The organism is Phenylobacterium sp., assembly GCF_037138395.1.
Lineage (GTDB): Bacteria > Pseudomonadota > Alphaproteobacteria > Caulobacterales > Caulobacteraceae > Phenylobacterium.
Window position 1 is genome coordinate 1 of sequence record NZ_JBAXIM010000033.1, and the last position, 20,873, is coordinate 20,873.

Consider the following 20,873-nt stretch of genomic DNA (forward strand, 5'->3'; position numbering starts at 1 on the left):
CGTGGGCGTCGAAGCTGCAGCCGCCGAACAGGGCCTCGGCGATGGACAGGTCCGGGGCGACCGCCTCGGCGACCCGGCGGGCCTGGGCGGTGACTTCGGGGCCAATGCCGTCGCCCGGCAGGAGGAGGAGGTCGGTCATTCGGAAACTCTTCGGGGGAATTGGGGGCGGGATCAGCCAGCGCGCTCAAGCCAGGGATGGGTCAGGGTGCGGCCCGCTTCCCAGGCGTCGATGTCGGCGGCGACCGACAGGGTCTCGCCGATGGCATCGAGGCCGTTCAGCATCTTGGTCTTGCGGGACGGATCGATCTCGAAAGCGAAGACCTTGCCGGAGGGCGAGGTCACGGTCTGGGCCTCCAGGTCGACGCTGACCATGTGGTTGCCGCCAAGGCACTCGCCCGTCAGGGCCTGGACCTCGTCGGGCTTGAGCACCACTGGCAAGAGGCTGTTCTGGAAGCAGTTGTTGTAGAAGATGTCGGCGAAGGACGAGGCGATGACGCAGGTTATGCCGAAGTCCATCAGGGCCCAGGGGGCGTGCTCGCGGCTGGAACCGCAGCCGAAGTTGTCACCGGTGACCAGGACGCCGGCACCGGCATATTCGGGTCGGTTGAGCACGAAGTCCGGGCGCGGCCCCCCGTCGCCGTCGAAGCGCAGGTCATAGAACAGGCCCCGGGACAGGCCCTCGCGCTCCACGGTCTTGAGGAACTGCTTGGGGATGATCTGGTCGGTGTCGATATTGGCCATGGGCAGGGGGGCGGCCCGGGCATCCAGTCTGGTGAAGGCTTTCATCCGTCCGCTCCAGCCCCTCCGGCATTCTGTTGCAGCACCACGGTGGGCGAGAAGGGTACCCCCTCGCGGAGGGTGAAGATGCGGGTTCCGGGCTTGCGGCCGTTGCGGACCTCCGAGACGTTGAAGCCGAGGCCGGAAAGGCGGCCCTGGACGGCGTCGGCGTCGGCGGTGCCCCAGGCCAGGCCGTTGAACGCATCGGGCTGGTCCGTCGTCTCGGCCTCTCCCAGGCGCAGGACGACCTCCATGACCAGGCCCCCGCAGGCGAAGAACATCTGCCGGGCGCCCCAGGCGGTATTGGACCGGTCGAGCCTCAGGTCGAGGCCCAGGCGTGCGCCCCAGAGCGCCAGGGCCCGGTCCCCGGAGCGGGCGCTGATCACCACATGGTCCAGGGCGTTGACGGCGGAGGCCTCGGACACGACAGGTGCCGACAGGCCGGGACCATCGCCCGAGACGAGGGCCAGGTTGAGGCCGCCCGCCGCGGCGGGGTCCAGGCGGACCAGACGGCGGTCGCCGAAGGTGGTCTCCTCGCCCAGGGCGGGCAGGCCCCGGCGTCCAGCCAGGCGCACGGCGGCGTCCAGGTCGCCGACCTTCAGGACGATGAGTTCGCCGGGGTCGTCCTCGCGACGGGCCCGCAGGCAGAGGGCGGTGTTGGCCAGGACGAAAACGCTGGCGGGGACCCCATCGACCCGGCCCTCCCAGGCCGGCTCCCGGCCCAGGAAGACGCCATAGCGGGCGGCGGCGTCCTCCACGTCGTCCACCGGGACGACCACATGGTCCAGGCCCAGGATCACCGCAGGTAGTCCCGGACGTCGGCGATGTGGCCAGCGAGGGCGGCGGCGGCGGCCATGGCCGGGCTCATCAGGTGGGTGCGGCCCCCCCGGCCCTGCCGGCCCTCGAAGTTGCGGTTGGAGGTGGAGGCGCAGCGCTCGCCAGGCGCCAGGCGGTCGGGGTTCATGCCCAGGCACATGGAGCAGCCTGGCTCACGCCAGTCGAAGCCAGCCGCGCGGAAGATCTCGTCCAGCCCCTCTTCCTCGGCCTGGGCCTTCACCAGTCCGGAGCCCGGGACGACCATGGCCCGCACGCCGGGTGCCACCGAGCGGCCCCGCACGATGTCGGCGGCGGTGCGGAGGTCCTCGATCCGGCTGTTGGTGCAGGAACCGATGAAGACCACGTCGACCTTGGCCGAGGCGATGGGCTGTCCAGCCTCCAGGCCCATATACTCGAGGGCGCGGGCGACGGCGGCCCGCTTGTCCGGGCTGGGGAAGGCCTCGGGCGAGGGCGCGACGCCGGTCACCGGAACCACGTCCTCAGGGCTGGTGCCCCAGGTGACCAGGGGGGCGATGGCCGAGGCATCGATCCGGACCTCCCGGTCGAAGACGGCGTCGGGATCGGAGAACAGGGCCTTCCAGCTGGCCAGGGCGATGTCCCAGGCCCCGCCCTTGGGGGCCGAGGCACGGCCACGCAGATAGTCAAAGGTCGTCTCGTCCGGCGCCACCAGGCCTGCCCGAGCGCCGCCCTCGATGGTCAGGTTACAGAGGGTCATGCGGCCCTCCATGGACAGGGCGCGGACGGCGTCGCCAGCGTATTCGATGACATAGCCCGTACCGCCCGCCGTACCGATTTCGCCGATCACGGCAAGGGCGAAGTCCTTGGCGCCGATGCCGGGGGCGGGGGCCCCCTCGATCACCACCCGCAGGTTCTTGGCCTTCTTCTGGCGCAGGGTCTGGGTGGCCAGGACATGCTCGACCTCAGAGGTGCCGATGCCGTGCGCCAGGGCCCCGAAGGCGCCGTGGGTGGAGGTGTGGGAGTCGCCGCAGACGATGGTCATGCCCGGCTGGGTGCGGCCCTGCTCGGGCCCGACCACGTGGACGATGCCGTTGCGGATGTCCCCCATGGGGAAGAATTCGATGCCGTTTTCGGCGACATTGCGCTCGAGGGTGGCGAGTTGCAGGCGCGCCTCTTCGTCGGCGACGGCGCCCACGCCCAGGCCCTGGCCCTCGGTGGGGATGTTGTGGTCGGCCACGGCCAGGGTCCGGTCCGGGCGCCGGACCCTCCGTCGGTTGGCGCGCAGGCCGGCAAAGGCCTGCGGCGTCGTCACCTCGTGGATCAGGTGCAGGTCGATGTAGAGGATCGCCTCGCCGTCCTGTTCGGCGACGAGGTGCGCATCCCAGATCTTGTCATAGAGGGTCTTGCCAGCCATGGCGCGCATCTAGGGGGCTAGGCCCACCGGTGTCCAGCGCAGGACGCGCCCGGAGACGGTCAGGCCTTGACCACCCGCTCGCCGGGCAGGCCGCGCCGGGCCATGGCGTTGCGGGTGTCCACCACCAGGCGGGCGGCTTCGGAGACCAGGGCGTAGTCCACGGCGTCATGGTCGGTGGCGATGAGGACGGCGTCGTAGCCGGCCAGCGCCTCGCGCGTCAGGTCGACGGACCGCCGCCCAGCCAGGCCCGGATGCTCCCGCGTCGGCGGGATCTCGGCGATCAGCGGGTCATGGAAGTCGCAGGCCGCGCCCCGGGCCTCGATGGCCTCGATCAGCACCAGGGACGGCGACTCCCGGGTGTCGTCCACGTTCTTCTTGTAGGCAGCGCCGATCAGCAGGATGCGGGCCCCCTTGAGGGCCTGGGCCAGATGGTCGCTGAGGGCGCGGGCCAGGCGGTCGACCACCAGGCCGGGCATGGCGGTATTGATCTGCCCCGCCAGCTCGATGAAGCGGGTCTCCATCCCGAATTCCCGGGCCCGCCAGGTCAGGTAGAAGGGGTCCACCGGAATACAGTGCCCGCCCAGGCCCGGCCCCGGATAGAAGGGCATGTAGCCGAAGGGCTTGGTGGCGGCGGCGTCGATCACCTCCCAGACGTCGATGCCCATGGCGTCGTAGACCAGCTTCAGCTCGTTCACGAGGGCGATGTTCACCGAGCGGAAGATGTTCTCGGTCAGCTTGACGGCCTCGGCGGCTGCAGCGCTGGAGACCGGCACCACCCGGGTGATCATGGCCTCGTAGAGGGCCACGGCCAGGGCCCGGGAGTGGGGGTCGTCTGCCCCCACCACCTTGGGGATGGTCCGGGTGCCAAAGTGCGCATTGCCGGGATCCTCGCGCTCGGGCGAGAAGGCCAGGAAGACCTCGCGCCCGACCTTCAGGCCTCCGGCCTCCAGAAGGGGACGGACCACCTCGTCCGTCGTGCCCGGCCAGGTCGTCGACTCCAGGACGACCAGCTGGCCCGGACGCAGGGCGGCGGCGGCTGAGGCGGCGCTGGCGCGGACGTAGGACAGGTCCGGGTCCCGGTTGCGGGTCACCGGGGTCGGGACGCAGATGATGACGGCATCCGCCTCGGAAAGCCGGCTGAAGTCGGTGGTCGCCGAGAACTGACCGGCGTCCAGGGCGGCCCGCATCAGGGCCGGGTCCAGGTAGTTGATGACCTGGCGACCGGCGCCGATGGCCTCCACCCGGGAAGGATTGATATCAAAGCCCAGCACCTGGAAGCCGGCCTCCACTGCAGCCAGGGCGAGGGGCAGGCCCACATAGCCGAGCCCGATCACGCCGACGGTGGCGCTTCGCGACTGGATCCGGTCCATCAGGACACGACTGGCGTCAGGCGGGGTCATGCGCGGGCTCCCTTGCCGGGGTCAGGCGAGATCGTCGATCTCGGCGTCAGACAGATCGCCGGGAACGATGGTGACAGGAAGGTTTCGGCCGCCCCAGCGGACGCCTTCACGGGCGATGGAGGCGACCAGGGGGCCCGGGCTGCGGCCGCCTGTGGCCGCCGCCAGGACCAGGATCTTGATGTCCTTGTCCGCGCTGATGGCCTTGCGCAAGGCATCACGGGTGTCGTCGGCCTGCACGAGGATGACTTCAGGATCGCGGCCGGTTTCGGCCTGGACCAGGGGGGTGAAGGCCGCGGCGGCCTCGAGCGCCGACTGGCGGGCCTGGCGCTCGATCTCGTCCCGCACGCCGGACCAGTGCTCGAAGACGGCGGGGGCGAGGACCTGAAGCACCGCCACCGTCCCGCCCGTCGACCGGGCCCGGCGACAGGCAAAGCGAAGGGCGGCTGCGAACTCGGCGCTGCCGTCGGCAATCACCAGGAACTTGCGCGAGCGCTCAGGGGTCGGGCTCATGACCGGACCGTGGCCCGTGGCCGCAGGCTAGGCAAGGCCTCTCAGCCTGCCCAGTAGCCGACCGTGGCCTTGACCTCGGCCAGGACGGGCGCACCGACCTCCCGCGCCCGGTCGGCGCCAGCGCAGAGGATGCGGTCGATCTCGGCGGGGTCGGCCAGGAACCGGCGCATGGCCTCGCCCACGGGCCCCAGCTTCGCCACCGCCAGGTCGGCGAGGCGCGGTTTGAAGGCCCCGAAGCCCTGGCCGGCGAACTCGGTCAGCACCCCGGCGGAGGTGCGTCCCTCGAGGGCAGCGTAGATACCCACCAGGTTGAGGGCCTCGGGCCGGTTGGCCAGTTCGTCCAGGGTCTCCGGCAGGGGCTCGGGATCGGTCCGGGCCTTGCGGATCTTCTGGGCGATGGCGTCGGCGTCGTCGGTCAGATTGATCCGCGAATTGTCCGAGGGGTCGGACTTGGACATCTTGGCCGAGCCATCGCGCAGGGACATGATCCGGGCACCCGGTCCCTCCACCACCGCCTCGGGCAGGGGGAAGAAGCCCGGGACGCCGAAGTCGTGGTTGAACTTGGCGGCAATGTCCCGGGTCAGCTCCAGGTGCTGGCGCTGATCCTCGCCCACCGGCACGTGGGTGGCCCGGTAGAGCAGGATGTCGGCGGCCTGGAGCACCGGATAGGTGTAGAGGCCGACGCTCTCGCGCTCCTTGTGCTTGCCCGCCTTGTCCTTGAACTGGGTCATGCGGTCGAGCCAGCCCAGGCGGGCGACGCAGTTGAATACCCAGGCGAGCTCGGCGTGGGCGGGCACGGCCGACTGCGGGAAGATGGTAGCGACCTTCGGATCGAGGCCCGAGGCCAGGTAGGCGGCGGCGATCTCCCGCACCTGATCCTTCAGCTTCTTCGGGTCCTGCCACTGGGTGATGGCGTGCAGGTCAGCAACGAAGATGAAGGTCTCCATCTCATGCTGCAGCCGGGTGAACTTCACCAGGGCGCCGAGATAGTTGCCCAGGTGCAGGGCGCCCGTCGGCTGGACGCCGGACAGGACGCGGGACGGGCCGGAATAGGCGGGGGCAGGCGTGTCGGTCATGGAGGCTCAGGGCTCCGGAAGGAAGGCGTACGAAGAGGCGGCGGATCAGCCGCAGCGCCATCGCAAGTTAGGTTCGGACCACCGGAGCATGGGGGGCGAATAGCGCCGAACCGGCCTCAGGACAAGTCCGGCTCGCCTGCAGGGGCCCCGCCCCGCCGGCGCAGGGCGGCGCGGACCTCCGCCCGGGTCAGTCCGCCAAGGGCGAACAGCAGGACCCCGTAGACGACCGCGCCGGCGAGGCAGACCGCCAGGACGGTCAGCTCCTTGGCGTGAAGCCCGGCCAGGGACACGTCGCCCAGAAGGCCCTCGAGTTCCGGCCGGCGGCTGGCCGCAAAGGCAAGGAAGGCGCCCATGCCGGCCGCTGCGAGCCCGATCCGGGCGAGACGCCCCCAGGCTCTGGCCGAGGGCGAATAGGATTTCCGGCGGTGCAGGGCGATGCCCATCTGGGCCACAGTGATCCAGGTGGCGATGCTGGTTGCCGCCGCCAGGCCGATAAAGCCCAGGGTGTGGAACAGGCCCACCCCGAAGGCGATATTTACCACCACCGAGACTAGGGCGAAGATCATCGGCGTGCGCGTGTCCTGCCGGGCGAAGAAGGCGGGCTGGAGGATCTTCACAAGGACAAAGGCGGGCAGGCCCCACCCGTACTGGAGGAGGATCAGCCCGGAGGCGACGGCGTCCCGGTGTATGAACTGGCCCCGGGTAAAGAGGCCGTCCACCAGGTAGACCGGCATGGCCACCAGGGCGGCGGCGGCGGGAAGGCAGAGGGCCATGCCGAACACCAGGGCTTGGTCCAGGACCGCACGGCCTTCCTGCGGGTCCTCCTGCGTGAAGGCCCGGGAGAGCTGCGGCAGAAGGGCCACGCCGATGGCCGTTCCGACCAGGGACAGGGGCAGCTGGTAGAAGCGGTCCGCGACGCTCATCCAGACCCTCAGACCCGGGACATGGGAGGCTAGCATGGTGGAGATGAAGATGTTCACCTGGACGGCAGAAGAGGCCACAGCGCCTGGGATGGTCAGGCGGATAAGCCGGCGGACCTCCGGGGTCAGCCGGGGCAAGGCCAGTCGGATCCGGGCACCGGTGCGGCGCACGCCCCACGCGCAGAGCCCGGCCTGGGCCACGCCGGAGACGATGGTCGCCCAGGAGGCGGCGTAGGCAGCGGCGACGGGATCCCTCTGGGGCAGGACCGCCGCCAGCATGCCGATGTTCAGGATCACCGGATAGGCGCCGTAGATGATGAACCGGCCGCGGGCGGTGAGGACCCCGGCCAGCAGGGAGGCCACCACCATGCAGGGCAGGTAGGGCATGGTGATCTGCGTGAGGGCCACCGCAAGGCGAAACTTCGCCGGGTCCTGGATGTAACCGGGCGAGTAGACCAGCATGATCCAGGGCATGGCCAGCTGGGCCAGGATGGTCAGGACCACGGTGGTGGCCGCCATGGCGGCCAGGGCGTCGGTGGCCATCTGGTTGGACTCGGCGTCGCCGTCAGTCGCCAGCTTACGGGCATAGGCCGGGACGAACGCGGCGGCGAAGGCACCCTCGGCGAAGACCCTCCGGAACAGGTTCGAGAAGGCCTGGGCGGTGAAATAGGCGTCGGCGGCTATGGTTAGGCTGGCGCCCATGCGGGCGGTGATCACCAGGTCCCGGGCGAGGCCCAGAAAGCGGCTGACCAGGGTCAGTCCCGCAAACACCATGGAGGACCGGATCAGGCCGCCGCCCGTGGCTGGCGGCGGGGAGGAAGGGGTCTGCGCAGGCGCCTGGGAAGGAGAAGCGTTCACCTGGCCTGAATGCGCTCGGCCATGGGGGCGGGTCAAGACGGCGGGGACCGGGGGGCCTCAGCGGGCGACGCTGGCGCGTGCCCTCTGCAGGTGGGCGCGGCTGCGGCCGGGGCCCTCTCCCTCGGCGAGCTCAAGGGCTGCGGTCAGGTCCGCACGCAGACGGGAAACCAGGCCGGGATCTTGTATCTTCCGGCCCAGGGCGTCGACCACGTAGAAAGCGTCCACCGCCCGCTCGCCATAACCGTCGATGTGAGCCGAGATGATCGATAGACCCGAATCGGCGATCACCTCTGCCAGGGCGGACAGGAGTCCTGGCCGGTCGCGTCCGGTGGCCTCGATCACGGTCGCCGCCTCCGAAGCGTCGTTATCCAGCATGACCGTGGGCGTGATGGCGAAGGCGGCGGCCCGGCCCAGCTCGGCCGACGGGCGGCCATCGCGCTTCAGGCGCTCTCCCCGGCCTGCGGACTCCAGCAGGGACAGCAGCCGGTCCAGGGCGCGGGGATTGTCGGCACCGAAGGCCGCCCCGGAGGCGTCCTGTACGAAGAAGACATCCAGGGCCTCGCCTCGGCGGGACGTGTGCACGCGCGCGCCCATGACGTTTGCACCGGCCAGGTTGAGGGCACCGGCGAGGTCGGCGAAGAGGCGCGGCCGGTCGGTGGCCGAAACCGAGACCTCAGCGGCGTTCATGTCGGGACGGATCCGGCAGGCGGTAGCGGCCCCGGACTCCGCTGCACGCCGGACGAGGGCGGCGTGGGCCCGGACCTCGTCGTCGGTGAAGGCGGTGAAGTAGGCGTCCTCCATGGACTGGGCCCACTCGGTCAGGGCCGGGCTGGATCCGGCCAGGCGAATGCGGGCATCGTAGGCGGCGTTCTCGTGGTAGCGGCGGATGGCAGCGGCGTCTTGCGCCCCGCGCCCACCCCGGAACAGGGCCTCGGTAGCCCGGTAGAGCTCGCGAAGGAGCTGGCCCTTCCAGCCGTTCCAGACTCCGGGGCCCACGGCGCGGATGTCCGCCACGGTCAGGACCAGGAGCAGTCTCAGCCGCTCGGGCGTCTCGACGATCCGGGCGAAGTCCAACACGGTACGGGGATCGGAGATGTCACGTTTCTGGGCGTAGTCACTCATGACCAGATGATGTTCGACCAGCCAGGCGACCAGCTCGATCCGCTTGCGGGTCTGTCCAAGGCGCTCGCAGGCTTGGCGCGCCGCCCGGGCACCCGCCTTTTCCTGCCCGCCGGCACCGCCCTTGCCGGTGTCATGCAGCAGCATGGCCAGGAACAGGGCCTCGCGGTCGCTGATCAGGGGCATGATGGCCGTGGCCAGGGGGTGGTCCTCGGCAAAGCGGCCGTCGGCGATCCCGGCGATCACGCCCACCGCCCTGAGGGTGTGCTCGTCCACGGTGTAGGAATGGTACATATTGAACTGCATCTTGGCGACGATGCGGCCCCATTCGGGCAGGTACCGGCCAAGGACATCGGCCTCGTTCATCAGGGTCAGGGTCCGCTCCGGGTCCCGGCCATGGGCGAGGATTTCGAGCATGACCGCAGCCGCTGTCGGGTCCCGGCGCACCCTCGGCCCGATGAGGGCGAGGTGACGCGAGGCCGCGGTGAAGGCATCGGGATGCAGGTCCAGGCCTTCGCGGTCGGCATGCAGGAACAAGCGCAGGAGATTGGCCGGATCGGCCTCAAAGACCTCGGGACCGTCCACATGCAGGCGGCCGCCCTCGGCGTAGAAACCTGGCGCCACGGCCCGTCGGCGCGAACGGCCCCGGCCCGGCAGGAGCCGCGACAGAGGCCCTGGCTGCGACTTGACCCGCTCTTCCTCGAGCTTGGCGGCAAAGACCCGCGTCAGAACCCCGACCTCCTTGGCGATCAGGAAGTAGCGCCGCATGAATCGTTCCACGGCGGGGGCGTCGCCCCGGTCGCCATAGCCCATCCGCCGGGCGATGGCAGGCTGCAGGTCGAAGGTCAGGCGCTCTTCCGGCCGGCCGGTGGCGAAGTGCATGTGGCAGCGCACCGCCCACAGGAAGTCGATGGCGCGGATGAATCCAGCGACCTCCCGGCGGTCGAACATGTCCAGCTGGATCACACCACTGGCCCGGTCGGCGCTGGCGACAGGATTCAGGTAGCGGGCGATCCAGAACAGGGTGTTGAGGTCGCGCAGGCCGCCCTTACCCTCCTTGATGTTAGGCTCGACCATGTAGCGGCTGACGCCTGCGCGGACGTGCCGCTCGTCCCGTTCCTTGAGCTTGGCGGCGACGAACTGGGCACCGGTGCCCCGCACCACCTCATCGCGGAACCGGCGGAGCAGGTCCCCCGCCAGGGCCTCGTCGCCAGTCAGGTGCCGAGCCTCGAGGATGGAGGTGCGGATCGTGAAATCCTCGCGGGAGAGCCGCAGGCACTCGTCCACCGTGCGCGAGGCGTGGCCGACCTTGAAGCCCAGATCCCACAGGGCATAGAGCATGAACTCGATCACGCTTTCCGCGTGCGGCGTCTGCTTGTAGGGCCGCAGGAACAGCAGATCGAGGTCGGAGAAGGGCGCCAGGGTCCCGCGCCCATAGCCGCCTACGGCCATCAGGGCCAGGCGCTCGCCCTCCGTTGGATTGCGCGCCCGAAAGACATGGACCGTCGTGAAGTCGTAGAGGGCGCTGACCACCTCATCGGTGACGGCCGAGAGCAGCCGGGCCGACTCGATCCCGCCGGCGCCGTTCTCCAGGCGCTCCTTGGCGATCATCCGCCCCCGGAACAGGGCCTGGCGGAGGATGTCGAGCGCACGGCGCCTTTGCTCGGCCTCGTCCCCGAGGGCGTCGAGGGCCGCCGCCGACAGCCGGGCGCGCAGGCTGACCCCGTCCAGGACGTGTTCGATACGGGTCGGGTGCAGGCGCTTGGACATCAAGCCCAGATATAGGCGCGATTTGCTGGCCGCGTCAGGCTCGTCGGCTGTCGAGTTCCCCCGATTGCCCGGGTCCCCAAGTCGGAGCATGATCGAGGCTGGACCCGGAGGGACCCTGCATGGCCGAGGCACCCGCCCTTGAGCTGACCGAGGTGACCCGGCGTTTCGGGGACCGGGCCGTGGTCGACGGCCTGGGTTTCCGGGTAGAGCGGGGGGCCGTCTTTGGATTCCTGGGCCCCAACGGCGCCGGAAAGACCACCACCTTGCGGATGATCCTGGGACTGGTCGCGCCGACGTCGGGCCGGCTGGATGTGCTCGGCGCTGCGGACGGCCGGAGGGTGCGCGATCGCATTGGTTTCCTGCCGGAGGAGCGAGGCCTCCATCCCCGGATGACGCCCCTGCAGGCCGCGGGCTTCCTGGGCTCGCTCAAGGGCGTTCCCGCCCGCACCGCGCGCGAAAGGGCCCGAACCCTCCTGGAGGGACTTGGCCTCGGCGCCTCGCTCAACACCCAGATCCGACGGCTATCCAAGGGCATGGCCCAGCAGGTGGCCCTGGTCTGCACCCTGGTCCACGATCCTGATCTCCTGATCCTGGACGAACCCTTTTCGGGCCTGGACCCCATGCACCAGCAGGGGCTCGAGACCCTGATCCGCGAGCGGGCGGCGGCCGGGGCGACCGTGGTCTTCTCCACCCATGTCATGTCCCACGCCGAAAGGCTCTGCGACCAGGTGGTCCTCCTGGCCCGGGGACGGAAGGTCTTTGACGGTACGGTCCAGCAGGCCCGTAGCCGGGTGCCCGGCCGCCTGATCTTGGAGGGCGACCTCACCCCCGAGTCCATCGCGGCCCTGCCCGGCGTGGCGGAGGTCGCGGCCTCGGATCTTGCGGAGGGACGGCGCCTGGAGGTCTGGCTGTCCCCGGGGGTCGAGGCGCACCAGACCCTCTCTGCCGCCTTCCGGGCTGGCCTGCCGATCCGCCGGTTCGAATCCCGCGAACCGGGACTGCATGAGGCCTTCCTCCTGCTCACCGGAACCCGGGCCGACCTGCCGGAGGTTGCCGGGGCATGAGGCGTCTGCTGATCATCCTGAGGCGGGAGTACCTGGCCTACCTGCTGACGCCTGGCTTCCTCCTGGCCCTGGTCGCCTTCCCGGTGATCACCGCGGCGAGTATTGGCATCCCGGCCCTCATCGCCCGCCAAGCGCCGGCGGCGAAGGTGGCAGTTCTGGACCTCACCGGACTCGGCGCGGGCTCCCCCGGGAATGACCTGAGCGCGCGGATTCGCGAGGGCGACACGCGGAACCTGCCCAGCGAACGCCCCGCCCTCCTCGCGCCCCTGCCGGCCGAGATCGCGGGTGCCCGGACTCCCGAGGCGGCGGGGCACCTCATCACCGCCTATTACGCCGCAGCGGGGAAGGCCGACAATCTGCCCGCAATCCTGGTCCTGGCCGGGACACCCGACAAACTCGACGCCCGCCTCTGGACGCCGCGCGCCCGCCTCATCGACCTGTCCGGCGAGCTGGAAGACCGACTGACGGAATGGCTGCAGAAGGAACGGATGCGCGCTGCAGGCCTGGATACTGAGCGGATCGATAACATCGCCTCGGCGCAGATTGAGGTCAAAACCTACTCACCGGAAGCGTCCGCGGGCGAGATCAAGATGGGAGACCGCATTCCCCAGATGGCTGCAGTGGGTGTGTCCTACCTCCTTTGCATGATGATCCTGATGGGATCCGGAATGATCTCGGGCAGCGTGATCGAGGAGAAATCCAGCCGGGTGATCGAGGTCCTGGTCACCTCGGCCCATCCCGCAGAGCTTCTGCTTGGCAAGGTCCTGGGCATACTTCTCCTCTTCCTGACCGTCCTCGGGGCCCTTCTGGGCGCGGGCCTGCTCGCCGCCGGTTACCTTCCGCCCGGACTCACTGAGGGGCTGTCCAAGGCCCTCTTCGCCCGGGGGCTCCTGCCCTGGGCCCTGGTCTTCCTGGTGTCCGGGTTCCTGATGTACGGCTCCCTCTTCGCCGGCCTGGCCGCCTTCTGCCAGACGCCTCGGGAGGCCCAGAGCCTGGCGGCGCCCCTGAGCATGATGATGATCATTCCCCTTCTGCTGGTGATCTCGGCCCTGCAGTCGCCAGACTCCCCCATCATCCGCATCGCGGCCCTGATCCCCCCCTTCACGCCCTTCCTCATGTTGCTGAGGGTCGTGGACAATGCGCCGGCCTGGGAAGTCCTGACGGGCCTGGCCCTGATGGGGCTGACCACTGCTGCTGCCATAGGGGTCGGAGTCCAGGCCTACCGCACAGGGGCCCTGTCCCAGGGCCAGACCACGCTCTGGTCCCTTATCCGCCGCAGCCTAACCGCCCGGAACTGAATCGCGGCCATCCGACGGCGTATTCCTGGCCCTGTCCCGGCAGCCGCGTCCTAGCCGCCCCTGACGTCCCCGTTCAGGGCGGCGAGGTCGGCGGCTGAACCCAGGGTGGAGCCTTCCGTCCGGCGGCCGAGGACATAGTTGGGCGGCACCACCTCAGGATCAGCACCGGGGGCGGTGGGCGGGGAGTAGTAGCCGAGGGCGTATGAACCCATGGCGTAGCCCAGCAGGTCCTGGAGGGCGGGGTCAAAGGTCCGGGCGATCTCGGGCGGGCAGGCCAGGTACTGGTTCTCTTCCTGCCGCAGCCAGCCCAGGGCGTAGGTGATGTTCAGCCCGACCCGGTCGCCGTCGGAGGTGTTGGCCCCGCCTCCATGTACGACGCTTCCGGTGTAGATGAGGACCGAGCCCCGTCCCATGACCGCCTGGGTGACCTCGGAGGGGTCGGCCCGCCGGTCGTCGGGCCAGGCGGTGGAGCCCGGGACCACCTGGGTGGCGCCATTGTCCCGGGTGAAGTCCGTCAGGGCCCAGATGGTGTTGAGCTGAGGCTCGATGCCCTTGAGGTGCGCGCCCCAGGCCCACCGGTCCTTGTGCAGGCTCTGGGCCGTCTCACCCGGCATTATGCGGATAACCTGGCCGAGATGCAGCTGGTAGCGCTCGCAGGCGGGCAGCAAGAGCCGGTCGCACTGGGCGAGGATCCGGGGATCCCGGATCAGGTCCCGGCAGAGGGCTGAGCGGGCGGCCAGGGCACCGGTTCGGGTGGTCCTGAAACCCGTGAACCGGTCCCGCCCCGGGGCGGTGGCCTGTACCCAGGGATCCATCTCAGAGCGGACGGCGTCGGCCTCCCCCGGCGTCAGGACCCCGTCCAGGATCACCGCGCCGTCGGCGACCAGCTGGGTCTGGATCTGGTCAGGATCGGCGTCGGCCGGAAGGTGGACGAGTTGGGACATGGGCGACCTCCTGATCACTTCCCGGCGGGCCGCACCCGCTCGAGCTCCATCACATCGAAGTCGGATTCGACTTGCGGCTCGGGAAACTCCAGCCGGAGCCGGTCCCGGCCCGGCCGCACGGCGACACCAACCTGGTTCCGGGCGCCTGGGCGTCCGTAGGCCTGGCGGGGCTCGTCGCCCAGGGACTGGGCACCTGCGAAGATCATCCGGGTCTCGCCGTCATCGTAGAAGCGCCCGCTCACCCTTTGGGAACCCGTCAGCTTGTCGAGACGCCAGCCGGCGCCGTCATCGACGATCCGGCACCGGAACCAGCCATAGACCACCAGGCCTGCAGACTTGCCCAGCTTGAGGGTGCGGCACCGCCAGTCCCCCGCCAGGTCTGTCTTGCGCACAGAGAGGAGGGTTCCGGACATGGCCTGGTTGAGGGTGGCGACGTCCGCTGGCGCGCCATGGGCCCGGGCGTCCGCAAGGGCCGCGGCGCGGGTGGCATCGACGCGCACGAGGCGTCCCTTGTCCTCAGGCGTGAGCAGGCCGACCACGGCGCCGTCGGCAAGCGCCGGTCCAGCGATGCAGGCCGCGAGAGCGATCCGGATGAACATCCTGGGAAATCTCACGGCGTCCGCCTCCAGGTTACCACTGCGCAAGCGCGAAAGGGATCATGGCGCCGGTACGGAACCAGGGCGAGTCCCCTTGGCACGCGAAGACGCTGAACGCGGGGGCGGTGGCCTGGAGACCGGTTCAGACCCTGATGTCCACCTTGCGCTGGGGGTCGCGGGGACGCCGGTCTTCGTCGGACCCCATCTCTGAATTGGAAGAGGGGTCGGCTGGCCTCACGGGCGTGGCGGTCGCAGAGCCGGGAACAGGCGAAACAGCAGCAGGCTGGACGTACATCCAGGCCATGGGATCCTGCGGCGCCACATTCATTTCGGCCTCCTTCGCGGCGCCACCAGATCCACTTCCTGGGGGGACAGGACCAGCAGGGCGCAGATCCTTAGGATAGCCGCCCTTTCCTCTGCGTCAAATCCACCGTCCGCCGACGCCACGGCGCAGGCGGCGGAGGCCACAAGCCGGGCGGCGTCCGGCTTGTCCCGGAGCCGGCGGATCGTGCCCTCGGACATGACCAGCGCCGCCTCCGGATCCCGATTGAAATCCTCGATCCGGGCCTCAAAGGCCTCGATCAGGTCGCCGATCCCGAAGCCGTCGAGCGCAGGCAGGGTGCGCATGCGCTCCGTGACGCGGAGGGTTTCCTCGGGGGTGACCCAACCGTCCGACTGGGCGACAAGGGCGCAGGCGCTGACAAGGGCCTCGAACTGGACGAGGCCACCCGGGGTCCAGGCATCTTCGAACACCGGCTGGCGGTCATGGGTTCGCAATTGGGAAGTCTTCATCATGGCTCTCCTCTGGTTGGGAGCGCCCGATGCCGAAGCCGGCTGGCTTGGGGGGGAAGGGAAGGCCCCGGACCCGGCATCGAGCGCACCCGATGCGGTCCGACATCACACTTCATTGGAAGCGTCAGAGGGGCCCGGCCCGCCCCAGCCATCTGGGTTTGCCGCCCAACCCCTTCAAGGGCCGACCCGAAAAAATCCGCCGCCGGGTCTGCGCCGACTGCCCCTGAAGGCCGTATTCCAGGCTAGGCGCAGAGGTCTTTCCCGCGGCGCGCGTCTGTAGGACAATCGCCTTTCAGCAGGAGGATCTTCATGGCCGGGACCGGACAGGGACTGAGGATTGCGGTGATCGGCGCCGGCGCCGGCGGTATCGCCGCGGCCATCCGGCTGCGCGAGCGCGGCGTGAGCGACGTGGTGATCTTCGAGAAGGCCGGGGAGCCGGGCGGGACCTGGCGGGACAACACCTATCCCGGCATCACCTGCGACGTGCCCTCGCACCTCTACCGCTTCTCCTTCGCCCCCAACCCGGAGTGGAGCCACAAGTACTCCCCGGGCCCGGAGATCCAGGCCTACATGCGCAAGGTGGCGGCGGACTACGGGGTCGAGGCCCGGGTCCGGTTCAACAGCGAGGTCCTGTCGGCGGACTGGCGGGACGGCGCCTGGGAGATCGTCACCAACCAGGGACCCCAGGGGCGGTTCGACGCCGTCATCACTGCCGTGGGAATCCTGCACCATCCCTCGCTCCCGGACATCGAGGGCCTGAAGGCCTTTGCCGGCGCTGCCTTCCACACTGCGCGGTGGGACCACTCGGTCGCCCTGGAGGGCAAGCGTATCGGGGTCATCGGCACCGGGTCCACGGCCATCCAGATCGTCCCGGCCATCGTTGACCGGGCCGAGAAGGTCAGCCTCTTCCAGCGCACCCCGCAGTGGATCCTGCCCGAGCCGAACCTGCCGATCGCCGACGACAAGCGCGCCGCCTACCGGGCGGACCCAGCCCTCCTGGCAGACCAGTACGCCCACCTCGCCCAGGCCTTCAACGGCGCCTTCTGCGCAGCGGTGGCCGGAGAGGCGCCGGACGTCTACGACCGCATGGCCCAGGCCTGCCTGGATAACCTGAACACGGTCGCCGACCCCGGCCTGAGGGCCCGGCTGACGCCCGATTACCGGATGGGCTGCAAGCGGCTGATCGTCTCGAGCCTCTTTTATCCGGCCATCCAGAGGCCGGACGCCGAGCTTGTCACCGACGCCATCGCCCGGATCGAGGCCGGCGGGGTGCGGACGGCGGACGGGCGGCTCCATGAGCTGGACGTCCTGGTCCTGGCCACGGGCTTCGACGCCCACCACCCCTTTGGCGACATGCGGATCACCGGGCGTAGCGGCCGGGGGCTGTCCGAAACCTGGGCCCGGGGCAATGTGACCTATCGCGGAGTGACGGTTCCCGACCTGCCCAACTGGTTCATGCTGGGCGGCCCTAACAGCCCCCTGGGCAATTTCTCCTTCCTGATGACCGCCGAGCGCCAGCTGGACTATGTGTTGCAGCTGGTGGACCTGCTGGTCGAAGGCCAGGCCCGGGAGATCACGCCCCGGGAGGCGCCCACACAGGCCTGGACCCAGGCGCTCAAGGAAAAGCTGACCGGGTCCATCTGGGCCTCAGGTTGCCGCAGCTGGTACTTCGACGCCCATGGCAATGTCGCCACCTACCCCTGGTCCTACGAGACCTTCGAGGCCGAGATGAAGGCGCCTGTCCTTGAGGACTACGCCCTGTCGGCCTGAGGCGGGGTCAGGGCGCGGCGGACAGGATGAGGGCCCGGGCCTCGCGGATGGGGTCCACAACAAGCGGCAGCTGGTGCTTCAGGAAGAAGAGGCCGTAAAGGCCGGTCCGGCGGTCGATCCAGGGATAGACGCCAAAGGCTCCGGGGCTGGAGGCCAGGATACAGGCGCCGTCCGCCCCGGCGACCTCGCACCAGTTCCCAAGGTCGTAGGCGTCGACTCCCGACATCCCCGGGGGCCGATAGGCCATGGGCTTGCCGGCTGTCTGGACCGTCTCCAACTCGGCGACAGCGGCCGTGGAGAGCACGCGCCGGCCGTCCAGGACGCCCCTTCCCGCCACCATCCCCAGGAAGCGGCCGTAGTCGGCAGCGGTGCTGTAGACCCCGCCCTGGAGGTTGGGATTGCGGACGGTCGCCGGATCGAGATCCGGGCGCAGGGGGTGACCCCAGGTGGTCGACGTCATGCCCAGCGGCCTGGCGATGCGCGCCTCGAAGAGGTCAGCCCAACTCTGGCCTGTAGCCTGTTCCACCAGGGCCCCGACGACCTGAAAGGACGGGCCTCCATACCGGAAGACCGTTCCCGGGGGATCCGCCTGGGGGCGCCCGGCGATCCGGGCCGCGGACTCGGCCAGGGTCATCCCGGTGTCCTGCAGGAGGTCGGACATGCCCAGCAGGCTGCCCTGGCCGGCGGTGTAGGAGAGCAGCTGGCGCAGGGTGATCTCGCCGGACGGGCCCTGGAATTCCGGAAGGCGCCGACCGATCGGCTCATCCAGGGACAGGCGGCCCTCATCGACCACGGTCATGACCAGGGCGGCCGCCATCCATTTTGAAGCCGAGGCGACGGGTAGGCGTTCATCAAGGGCGATGCGGCCGCGGTCCATCCGGTAGAGCAGGTCGCCGTTCCGGTAGACCAGGACGGAGACGCCGGGCGCGCCCCGGGCGAGGATGGCGTCGAGGCCGGCCTCCAGGCCTGCGGGCGCAGGCACCGCCGCGGCGGCCTGGCCGAACAGGTCGAGGCCCAGGGCGAAGGCAAGGGCGAGAAGGGATCGGCGGAAGGGCATCTGGCGGAGTCCGTCTGGAAGCGGCAGGGTGAGGCTCTGGGCGTCCCGGGACAAGCCGGTGCCTGTTCGGCAGTAATCGGAAGGAAATTCGGCATGAGTGCGGCGAACGCGGCCCAGGTCGCCTATTGGAATGACGCCGCCGGGCGCACCTGGGCCAGCAAGCAGGACCAGATCGACCGGCAGATCCGTCCCCTGGGACTGGCCGCCATGGACCGGCTGGCCCCAGCCCCGGGAGAGACCCTGCTGGATGTCGGCTGCGGCTGCGGTGACACCAGCCTGGAGCTGGCCCGGCGGGTCGGTGCGGAGGGCGGGGTCCTGGGTCTCGACATTTCGGTCCCCATGCTGGAGGTCGCCCGCCAGCGGGCGGCGGCGGCTGGTGCCCGGGGCCTGGAGTTCCGTGAGGCCGACGCCCAGACCGCGGCATTTCCCGGCGGCCGGGACGCGGTCTTCTCCCGGTTCGGCGTGATGTTCTTCTCTGACCCTGTGGCCGCCTTCTGCAACTTGCGCAGTGCCCTGAAGCCGGGAGGCCGCCTGGCCTTCGTTTGCTGGCGGCCCCTGGCCGAGAACCTCTGGATGCGCCTGCCCGCCGAGACCGCCGCGGGCCTGATCCCGCCAGCCCCGCCGCCCGAGCCCGGGGCGCCGGGCCCCTTCGCCTTTGCCGACCCGGACCGGGTGCGGTGGATCCTGGCCGAGGCCGGCTTTACCGGGGTCGATATCGCTCCCCATGACGAGGCGATCGGCGGCCTGGACCTGGAGGGGACGGTGGAGATGAGCTTCCGGGTCGGGCCCCTGGGGGCGATCCTGCGCGAGCGGCCAGACCTCGCCCCCATGCTGCGCGACCGCGTCCGCGAAGCGGTGTCGCCCTGGCTTCGGGGCGAGGCCGTCTACATGCCGTCGGCGACCTGGATGGTGAGCGCCGGCAACCCGGCCTGACCCTGACCCTGACCCTGACCCTGGGCCTCAGCCGTTCAGGAACCGCGCAAGGGCGGCGCGGCTGTCGCGCTCAGCCGCCTGGGCCACCCGGGCACCGCGCATGACCTGGAAGGCGTGGAAGGCACCCGGATAGACGTGGACCTCGGTCGCAATTCCCTCCCGGGTCAGCCGCCGGGCGTATTCCAGGTTCTCCTCCAGGAAGAGGTCTAGGGCACCGACCGCGATGAAGGTCGGAGGCAGGCCCGCCAGGCTCTCGGCCCGGGCTGCGGCGGCGTAGGGCGAGACCCCCTCGATCCCGGGCTCATGCCCGAGCAGGGCGGCCCAACCGAAACGGTTGTTGTGCGGCGTCCAGATGAACTCGCCCGCGGTCGGATGCGGGTCGGGGCGGGTGCAGGTGCGGTCGTCGATCATGGGATAGATGAGGTGCTGGAAGGCGAGGCGGTACTCGCCCCGGTCCCGGACCAGCAGGGCAAGGCCAGCGGCCAGGCCCCCGCCCGCGCTCTCGCCCATGACGCCGACCCGGCCCGGGTCGACCCCCAACTCAGCGACGTTGGCCAGGGTCCAGGCCAGGGCGGCGTAGCAATCCTCGACAGCGCCCGGGAACCGGGTCTCGGGGGCCAGCCGGTACGCCACCGTGACGATGACGCAGCCGAGGTCGGCGGCCATGGGCCGGTGCACGGCCTCGTTGCCGTCGGCCCGGCCGGAGACATAGCCGCCCCCATGGATGTGCAGGATGCAGGGCAGGGGCCCTTCGACGCCCCGGGGCCGGTAGATGAGGACCTCGACATCCGGATCCCCGGCCCGGCCCGGGATGAGGCGACGGACCTGGTCGGTCCGCTCGGCATCCTTGGGGTCGGCGGGGAACCAGGAGGCCCGGCCCCGCATGCCCGGCAGCATGGCCTCGGTCAGGACCGCCGTCGGGAAGGCGTCCAGCATGGGCAGGAGCTCGGGGTCGACCAGGTGGCGGGAGAAGGAATGGGACATGGCGTTTCCGCAGATTGGAGATCAGAGGAAATCATGGCCCGTCGCCGGCAAGACGACAAGTCGGCGGCGAGAGGGCCCTGCGCTAGGTCCTGGAATCTACCTATCTCATGCAGAGGCTGATGGACTGACCGGTCCATTCTGTCTTGATCCTGCCCGTCTCGATCCCGGCGCGTCAGCGCGGCGCGTAAAGCCGCGCCGGGCGGTGCGGGCCCCGCTCGAATTCGTCGAGGGCGCGCAGGCTCCCGGACTCCTCGACGAGCTTGCGGAAGTTGCGTTTGTCGACAGTCCTGCCGATAGCGGCTTCGTAGGCCGCCTGGAGCCGGGCCAGGGTAAAGGCCGGCGGCAGGAGGGGCAGGAGGAAGCCGGGATCCGCCCGGACCTCGGTTGCGAGACGGGAAAGGGCGGCGGCCAGAATATCGTCATGATCGAAGGCTAGGGTCCCGACCTCGGAAAGGTTCCGCCAGTCGGCCTCGGCGGCGTCCGTCCCCGCCTGCAGCCGGACCTCCCCCGCGCGAACCAGGGCGAGGTAGGCGACGGAAATCACACGGCCGCGGGGGTCGCGGTCGGGGTGGCTGAAGTTGGCGAACTGCAGGATCCGGCCAGGGCGGACCCCCGTCTCCTCCTCCGTCTCCCGGCGGGCACAGGCGTCGAGGTCCTCGGTCTCCTGCAGGAAGCCCCCGGGCAGGGCCCACCAGCCGCCAAAGGGGTCGGCGCCCCGGCGGACGAGCAGCAGTCGAAGGGTTCCCGTCTCCAGGGACAGGATGACAATATCGGTGGCAACGGCGGGCCGGGGATA

19 protein-coding genes and 1 pseudogene are annotated in these 20,873 nt (G+C 70.0%); 4 read left to right on the forward strand and 16 right to left on the reverse strand.

Translation table 11 applies throughout. The features are described from left to right. The 9 genes and pseudogenes from WCJ52_RS04150 to WCJ52_RS04190 form a co-directional block, all read right to left on the reverse strand. A pseudogene (locus WCJ52_RS04150) lies at positions 1-139 on the reverse strand (3-isopropylmalate dehydrogenase); the annotation flags it as partial. A 32-nt stretch (positions 140-171) separates the two neighbouring features. Further along, positions 172-786 (reverse strand): 3-isopropylmalate dehydratase small subunit, encoded by a 615-nt coding sequence (leuD, locus tag WCJ52_RS04155; RefSeq protein WP_336902040.1) that lies wholly within the window; start codon positions 784-786, stop codon positions 172-174. Then, positions 783-1,577: a VOC family protein gene (locus WCJ52_RS04160; RefSeq protein ID WP_336902041.1), complete on the reverse strand. Its 795-nt coding sequence runs from the start codon at positions 1,575-1,577 to the stop codon at positions 783-785. Before WCJ52_RS04160 ends, leuD begins: the two co-directional genes overlap by 4 nt. Next, the gene (gene leuC / locus WCJ52_RS04165) at positions 1,574-2,986 is read right to left on the reverse strand and encodes a 3-isopropylmalate dehydratase large subunit (protein WP_336902042.1); all 1,413 of its coding nucleotides are present in this window, start codon (positions 2,984-2,986) and stop codon (positions 1,574-1,576) included. The genes WCJ52_RS04160 and leuC overlap by 4 nt, the downstream gene beginning before the upstream one ends. A 59-nt stretch (positions 2,987-3,045) precedes the next feature. Beyond that, the gene (locus WCJ52_RS04170) at positions 3,046-4,386 is read right to left on the reverse strand and encodes a nucleotide sugar dehydrogenase (protein WP_336902043.1); all 1,341 of its coding nucleotides are present in this window, start codon (positions 4,384-4,386) and stop codon (positions 3,046-3,048) included. A gap of 21 nt (positions 4,387-4,407) precedes the next feature. Continuing rightward, on the reverse strand, positions 4,408-4,896 hold the full coding sequence (locus WCJ52_RS04175; RefSeq protein ID WP_336902044.1) for a universal stress protein: 489 nt from the start codon (positions 4,894-4,896) through the stop codon (positions 4,408-4,410). A 41-nt stretch (positions 4,897-4,937) separates the two neighbouring features. Further along, positions 4,938-5,972, reverse strand: coding sequence for a tryptophan--tRNA ligase (trpS, locus tag WCJ52_RS04180; protein WP_336902045.1), 1,035 nt, complete (start codon positions 5,970-5,972; stop codon positions 4,938-4,940). Positions 5,973-6,088: 116 nt separating this feature from the next. Then, positions 6,089-7,750: a murein biosynthesis integral membrane protein MurJ gene (gene murJ, locus WCJ52_RS04185; RefSeq protein WP_336902046.1), complete on the reverse strand. Its 1,662-nt coding sequence runs from the start codon at positions 7,748-7,750 to the stop codon at positions 6,089-6,091. Between the two features lie 57 nt (positions 7,751-7,807). Beyond that, the gene (locus WCJ52_RS04190) at positions 7,808-10,639 is read right to left on the reverse strand and encodes a [protein-PII] uridylyltransferase (protein ID WP_336902047.1); all 2,832 of its coding nucleotides are present in this window, start codon (positions 10,637-10,639) and stop codon (positions 7,808-7,810) included. A gap of 119 nt (positions 10,640-10,758) precedes the next feature. Here WCJ52_RS04190 and WCJ52_RS04195 point away from each other — a divergent pair, with 119 nt between their 5' ends. Next, positions 10,759-11,703: an ATP-binding cassette domain-containing protein gene (locus tag WCJ52_RS04195; protein WP_336902048.1), complete on the forward strand. Its 945-nt coding sequence runs from the start codon at positions 10,759-10,761 to the stop codon at positions 11,701-11,703. Further along, positions 11,700-13,001, forward strand: a complete 1,302-nt coding sequence (locus WCJ52_RS04200; protein ID WP_336902049.1) for an ABC transporter permease — start codon at positions 11,700-11,702, stop codon at positions 12,999-13,001. The genes WCJ52_RS04195 and WCJ52_RS04200 overlap by 4 nt, the downstream gene beginning before the upstream one ends. 50 nt (positions 13,002-13,051) lie before the next feature. On the opposite strand, the gene WCJ52_RS04205 is transcribed toward WCJ52_RS04200, so the two are convergent. The 4 genes from WCJ52_RS04205 to WCJ52_RS04220 all read right to left on the reverse strand — a co-directional run bounded on the left by WCJ52_RS04205 (position 13,052) and on the right by WCJ52_RS04220 (position 15,333). Next, the gene (locus WCJ52_RS04205) at positions 13,052-13,945 is read right to left on the reverse strand and encodes a phytanoyl-CoA dioxygenase family protein (RefSeq protein WP_336902050.1); all 894 of its coding nucleotides are present in this window, start codon (positions 13,943-13,945) and stop codon (positions 13,052-13,054) included. 14 nt (positions 13,946-13,959) lie between these two features. Further along, the gene (locus WCJ52_RS04210; RefSeq protein WP_336902051.1) at positions 13,960-14,559 is read right to left on the reverse strand and encodes a DUF4893 domain-containing protein; all 600 of its coding nucleotides are present in this window, start codon (positions 14,557-14,559) and stop codon (positions 13,960-13,962) included. Between the two features lie 124 nt (positions 14,560-14,683). Further along, entirely contained in the window at positions 14,684-14,869 is a 186-nt protein-coding gene (locus WCJ52_RS04215; RefSeq protein ID WP_336902052.1) for a hypothetical protein, read from the reverse strand. Next, positions 14,866-15,333 carry a TerB family tellurite resistance protein gene (locus WCJ52_RS04220; RefSeq protein WP_336902053.1) on the reverse strand — a complete coding sequence of 156 codons (468 nt, stop codon included), beginning with the start codon at positions 15,331-15,333 and terminating at the stop codon, positions 14,866-14,868. The genes WCJ52_RS04215 and WCJ52_RS04220 overlap by 4 nt, the downstream gene beginning before the upstream one ends. Before the next feature lie 309 nt (positions 15,334-15,642). Between WCJ52_RS04220 and WCJ52_RS04225 the strand changes: the two genes are divergently transcribed. Beyond that, entirely contained in the window at positions 15,643-17,103 is a 1,461-nt protein-coding gene (locus WCJ52_RS04225; protein ID WP_336902054.1) for an NAD(P)/FAD-dependent oxidoreductase, read from the forward strand. 7 nt (positions 17,104-17,110) lie between these two features. Here WCJ52_RS04225 and WCJ52_RS04230 read toward each other — a convergent pair whose 3' ends face one another. Continuing rightward, on the reverse strand, positions 17,111-18,160 hold the full coding sequence (locus WCJ52_RS04230; protein ID WP_336902055.1) for a serine hydrolase domain-containing protein: 1,050 nt from the start codon (positions 18,158-18,160) through the stop codon (positions 17,111-17,113). Positions 18,161-18,253: 93 nt separating this feature from the next. Between WCJ52_RS04230 and WCJ52_RS04235 the strand changes: the two genes are divergently transcribed. Further along, a complete protein-coding gene (locus tag WCJ52_RS04235; RefSeq protein WP_336902056.1) occupies positions 18,254-19,093 on the forward strand; it encodes a methyltransferase domain-containing protein in 840 nt (279 codons plus the stop codon). 27 nt (positions 19,094-19,120) lie between these two features. Here the strand turns inward: WCJ52_RS04235 and WCJ52_RS04240 are convergent, their stop codons facing one another. Beyond that, positions 19,121-20,077, reverse strand: a complete 957-nt coding sequence (locus tag WCJ52_RS04240; RefSeq protein WP_336902057.1) for an alpha/beta hydrolase — start codon at positions 20,075-20,077, stop codon at positions 19,121-19,123. Positions 20,078-20,249: 172 nt separating this feature from the next. Next, positions 20,250-20,873 (reverse strand): NUDIX hydrolase (locus WCJ52_RS04245; protein ID WP_336902058.1); only part of this gene is annotated, 624 nt, incomplete at its 5' end.

Bases quoted from the DNA above. Each gene is read 5' to 3' on its own strand.
- leuD (WP_336902040.1), bottom strand. From the start codon at position 786: ATGAAAGCCTTCACCAGACTGGATGCCCGGGCCGCCCCCCTGCCCATG.
- leuC (WP_336902042.1), bottom strand. From the start codon at position 2,986: ATGGCTGGCAAGACCCTCTATGACAAGATCTGGGATGCGCACCTCGTC.
- WCJ52_RS04170 (WP_336902043.1), bottom strand. From the start codon at position 4,386: ATGACCCCGCCTGACGCCAGTCGTGTCCTGATGGACCGGATCCAGTCG.
- WCJ52_RS04175 (WP_336902044.1), bottom strand. From the start codon at position 4,896: ATGAGCCCGACCCCTGAGCGCTCGCGCAAGTTCCTGGTGATTGCCGAC.
- trpS (WP_336902045.1), bottom strand. From the start codon at position 5,972: ATGACCGACACGCCTGCCCCCGCCTATTCCGGCCCGTCCCGCGTCCTG.
- WCJ52_RS04190 (WP_336902047.1), bottom strand. From the start codon at position 10,639: ATGTCCAAGCGCCTGCACCCGACCCGTATCGAACACGTCCTGGACGGG.
- WCJ52_RS04195 (WP_336902048.1), top strand. From the start codon at position 10,759: ATGGCCGAGGCACCCGCCCTTGAGCTGACCGAGGTGACCCGGCGTTTC.
- WCJ52_RS04200 (WP_336902049.1), top strand. From the start codon at position 11,700: ATGAGGCGTCTGCTGATCATCCTGAGGCGGGAGTACCTGGCCTACCTG.
- WCJ52_RS04205 (WP_336902050.1), bottom strand. From the start codon at position 13,945: ATGTCCCAACTCGTCCACCTTCCGGCCGACGCCGATCCTGACCAGATC.
- WCJ52_RS04215 (WP_336902052.1), bottom strand. From the start codon at position 14,869: ATGAATGTGGCGCCGCAGGATCCCATGGCCTGGATGTACGTCCAGCCT.
- WCJ52_RS04220 (WP_336902053.1), bottom strand. From the start codon at position 15,333: ATGAAGACTTCCCAATTGCGAACCCATGACCGCCAGCCGGTGTTCGAA.
- WCJ52_RS04225 (WP_336902054.1), top strand. From the start codon at position 15,643: ATGGCCGGGACCGGACAGGGACTGAGGATTGCGGTGATCGGCGCCGGC.
- WCJ52_RS04230 (WP_336902055.1), bottom strand. From the start codon at position 18,160: ATGCCCTTCCGCCGATCCCTTCTCGCCCTTGCCTTCGCCCTGGGCCTC.
- WCJ52_RS04235 (WP_336902056.1), top strand. From the start codon at position 18,254: ATGAGTGCGGCGAACGCGGCCCAGGTCGCCTATTGGAATGACGCCGCC.
- WCJ52_RS04240 (WP_336902057.1), bottom strand. From the start codon at position 20,077: ATGTCCCATTCCTTCTCCCGCCACCTGGTCGACCCCGAGCTCCTGCCC.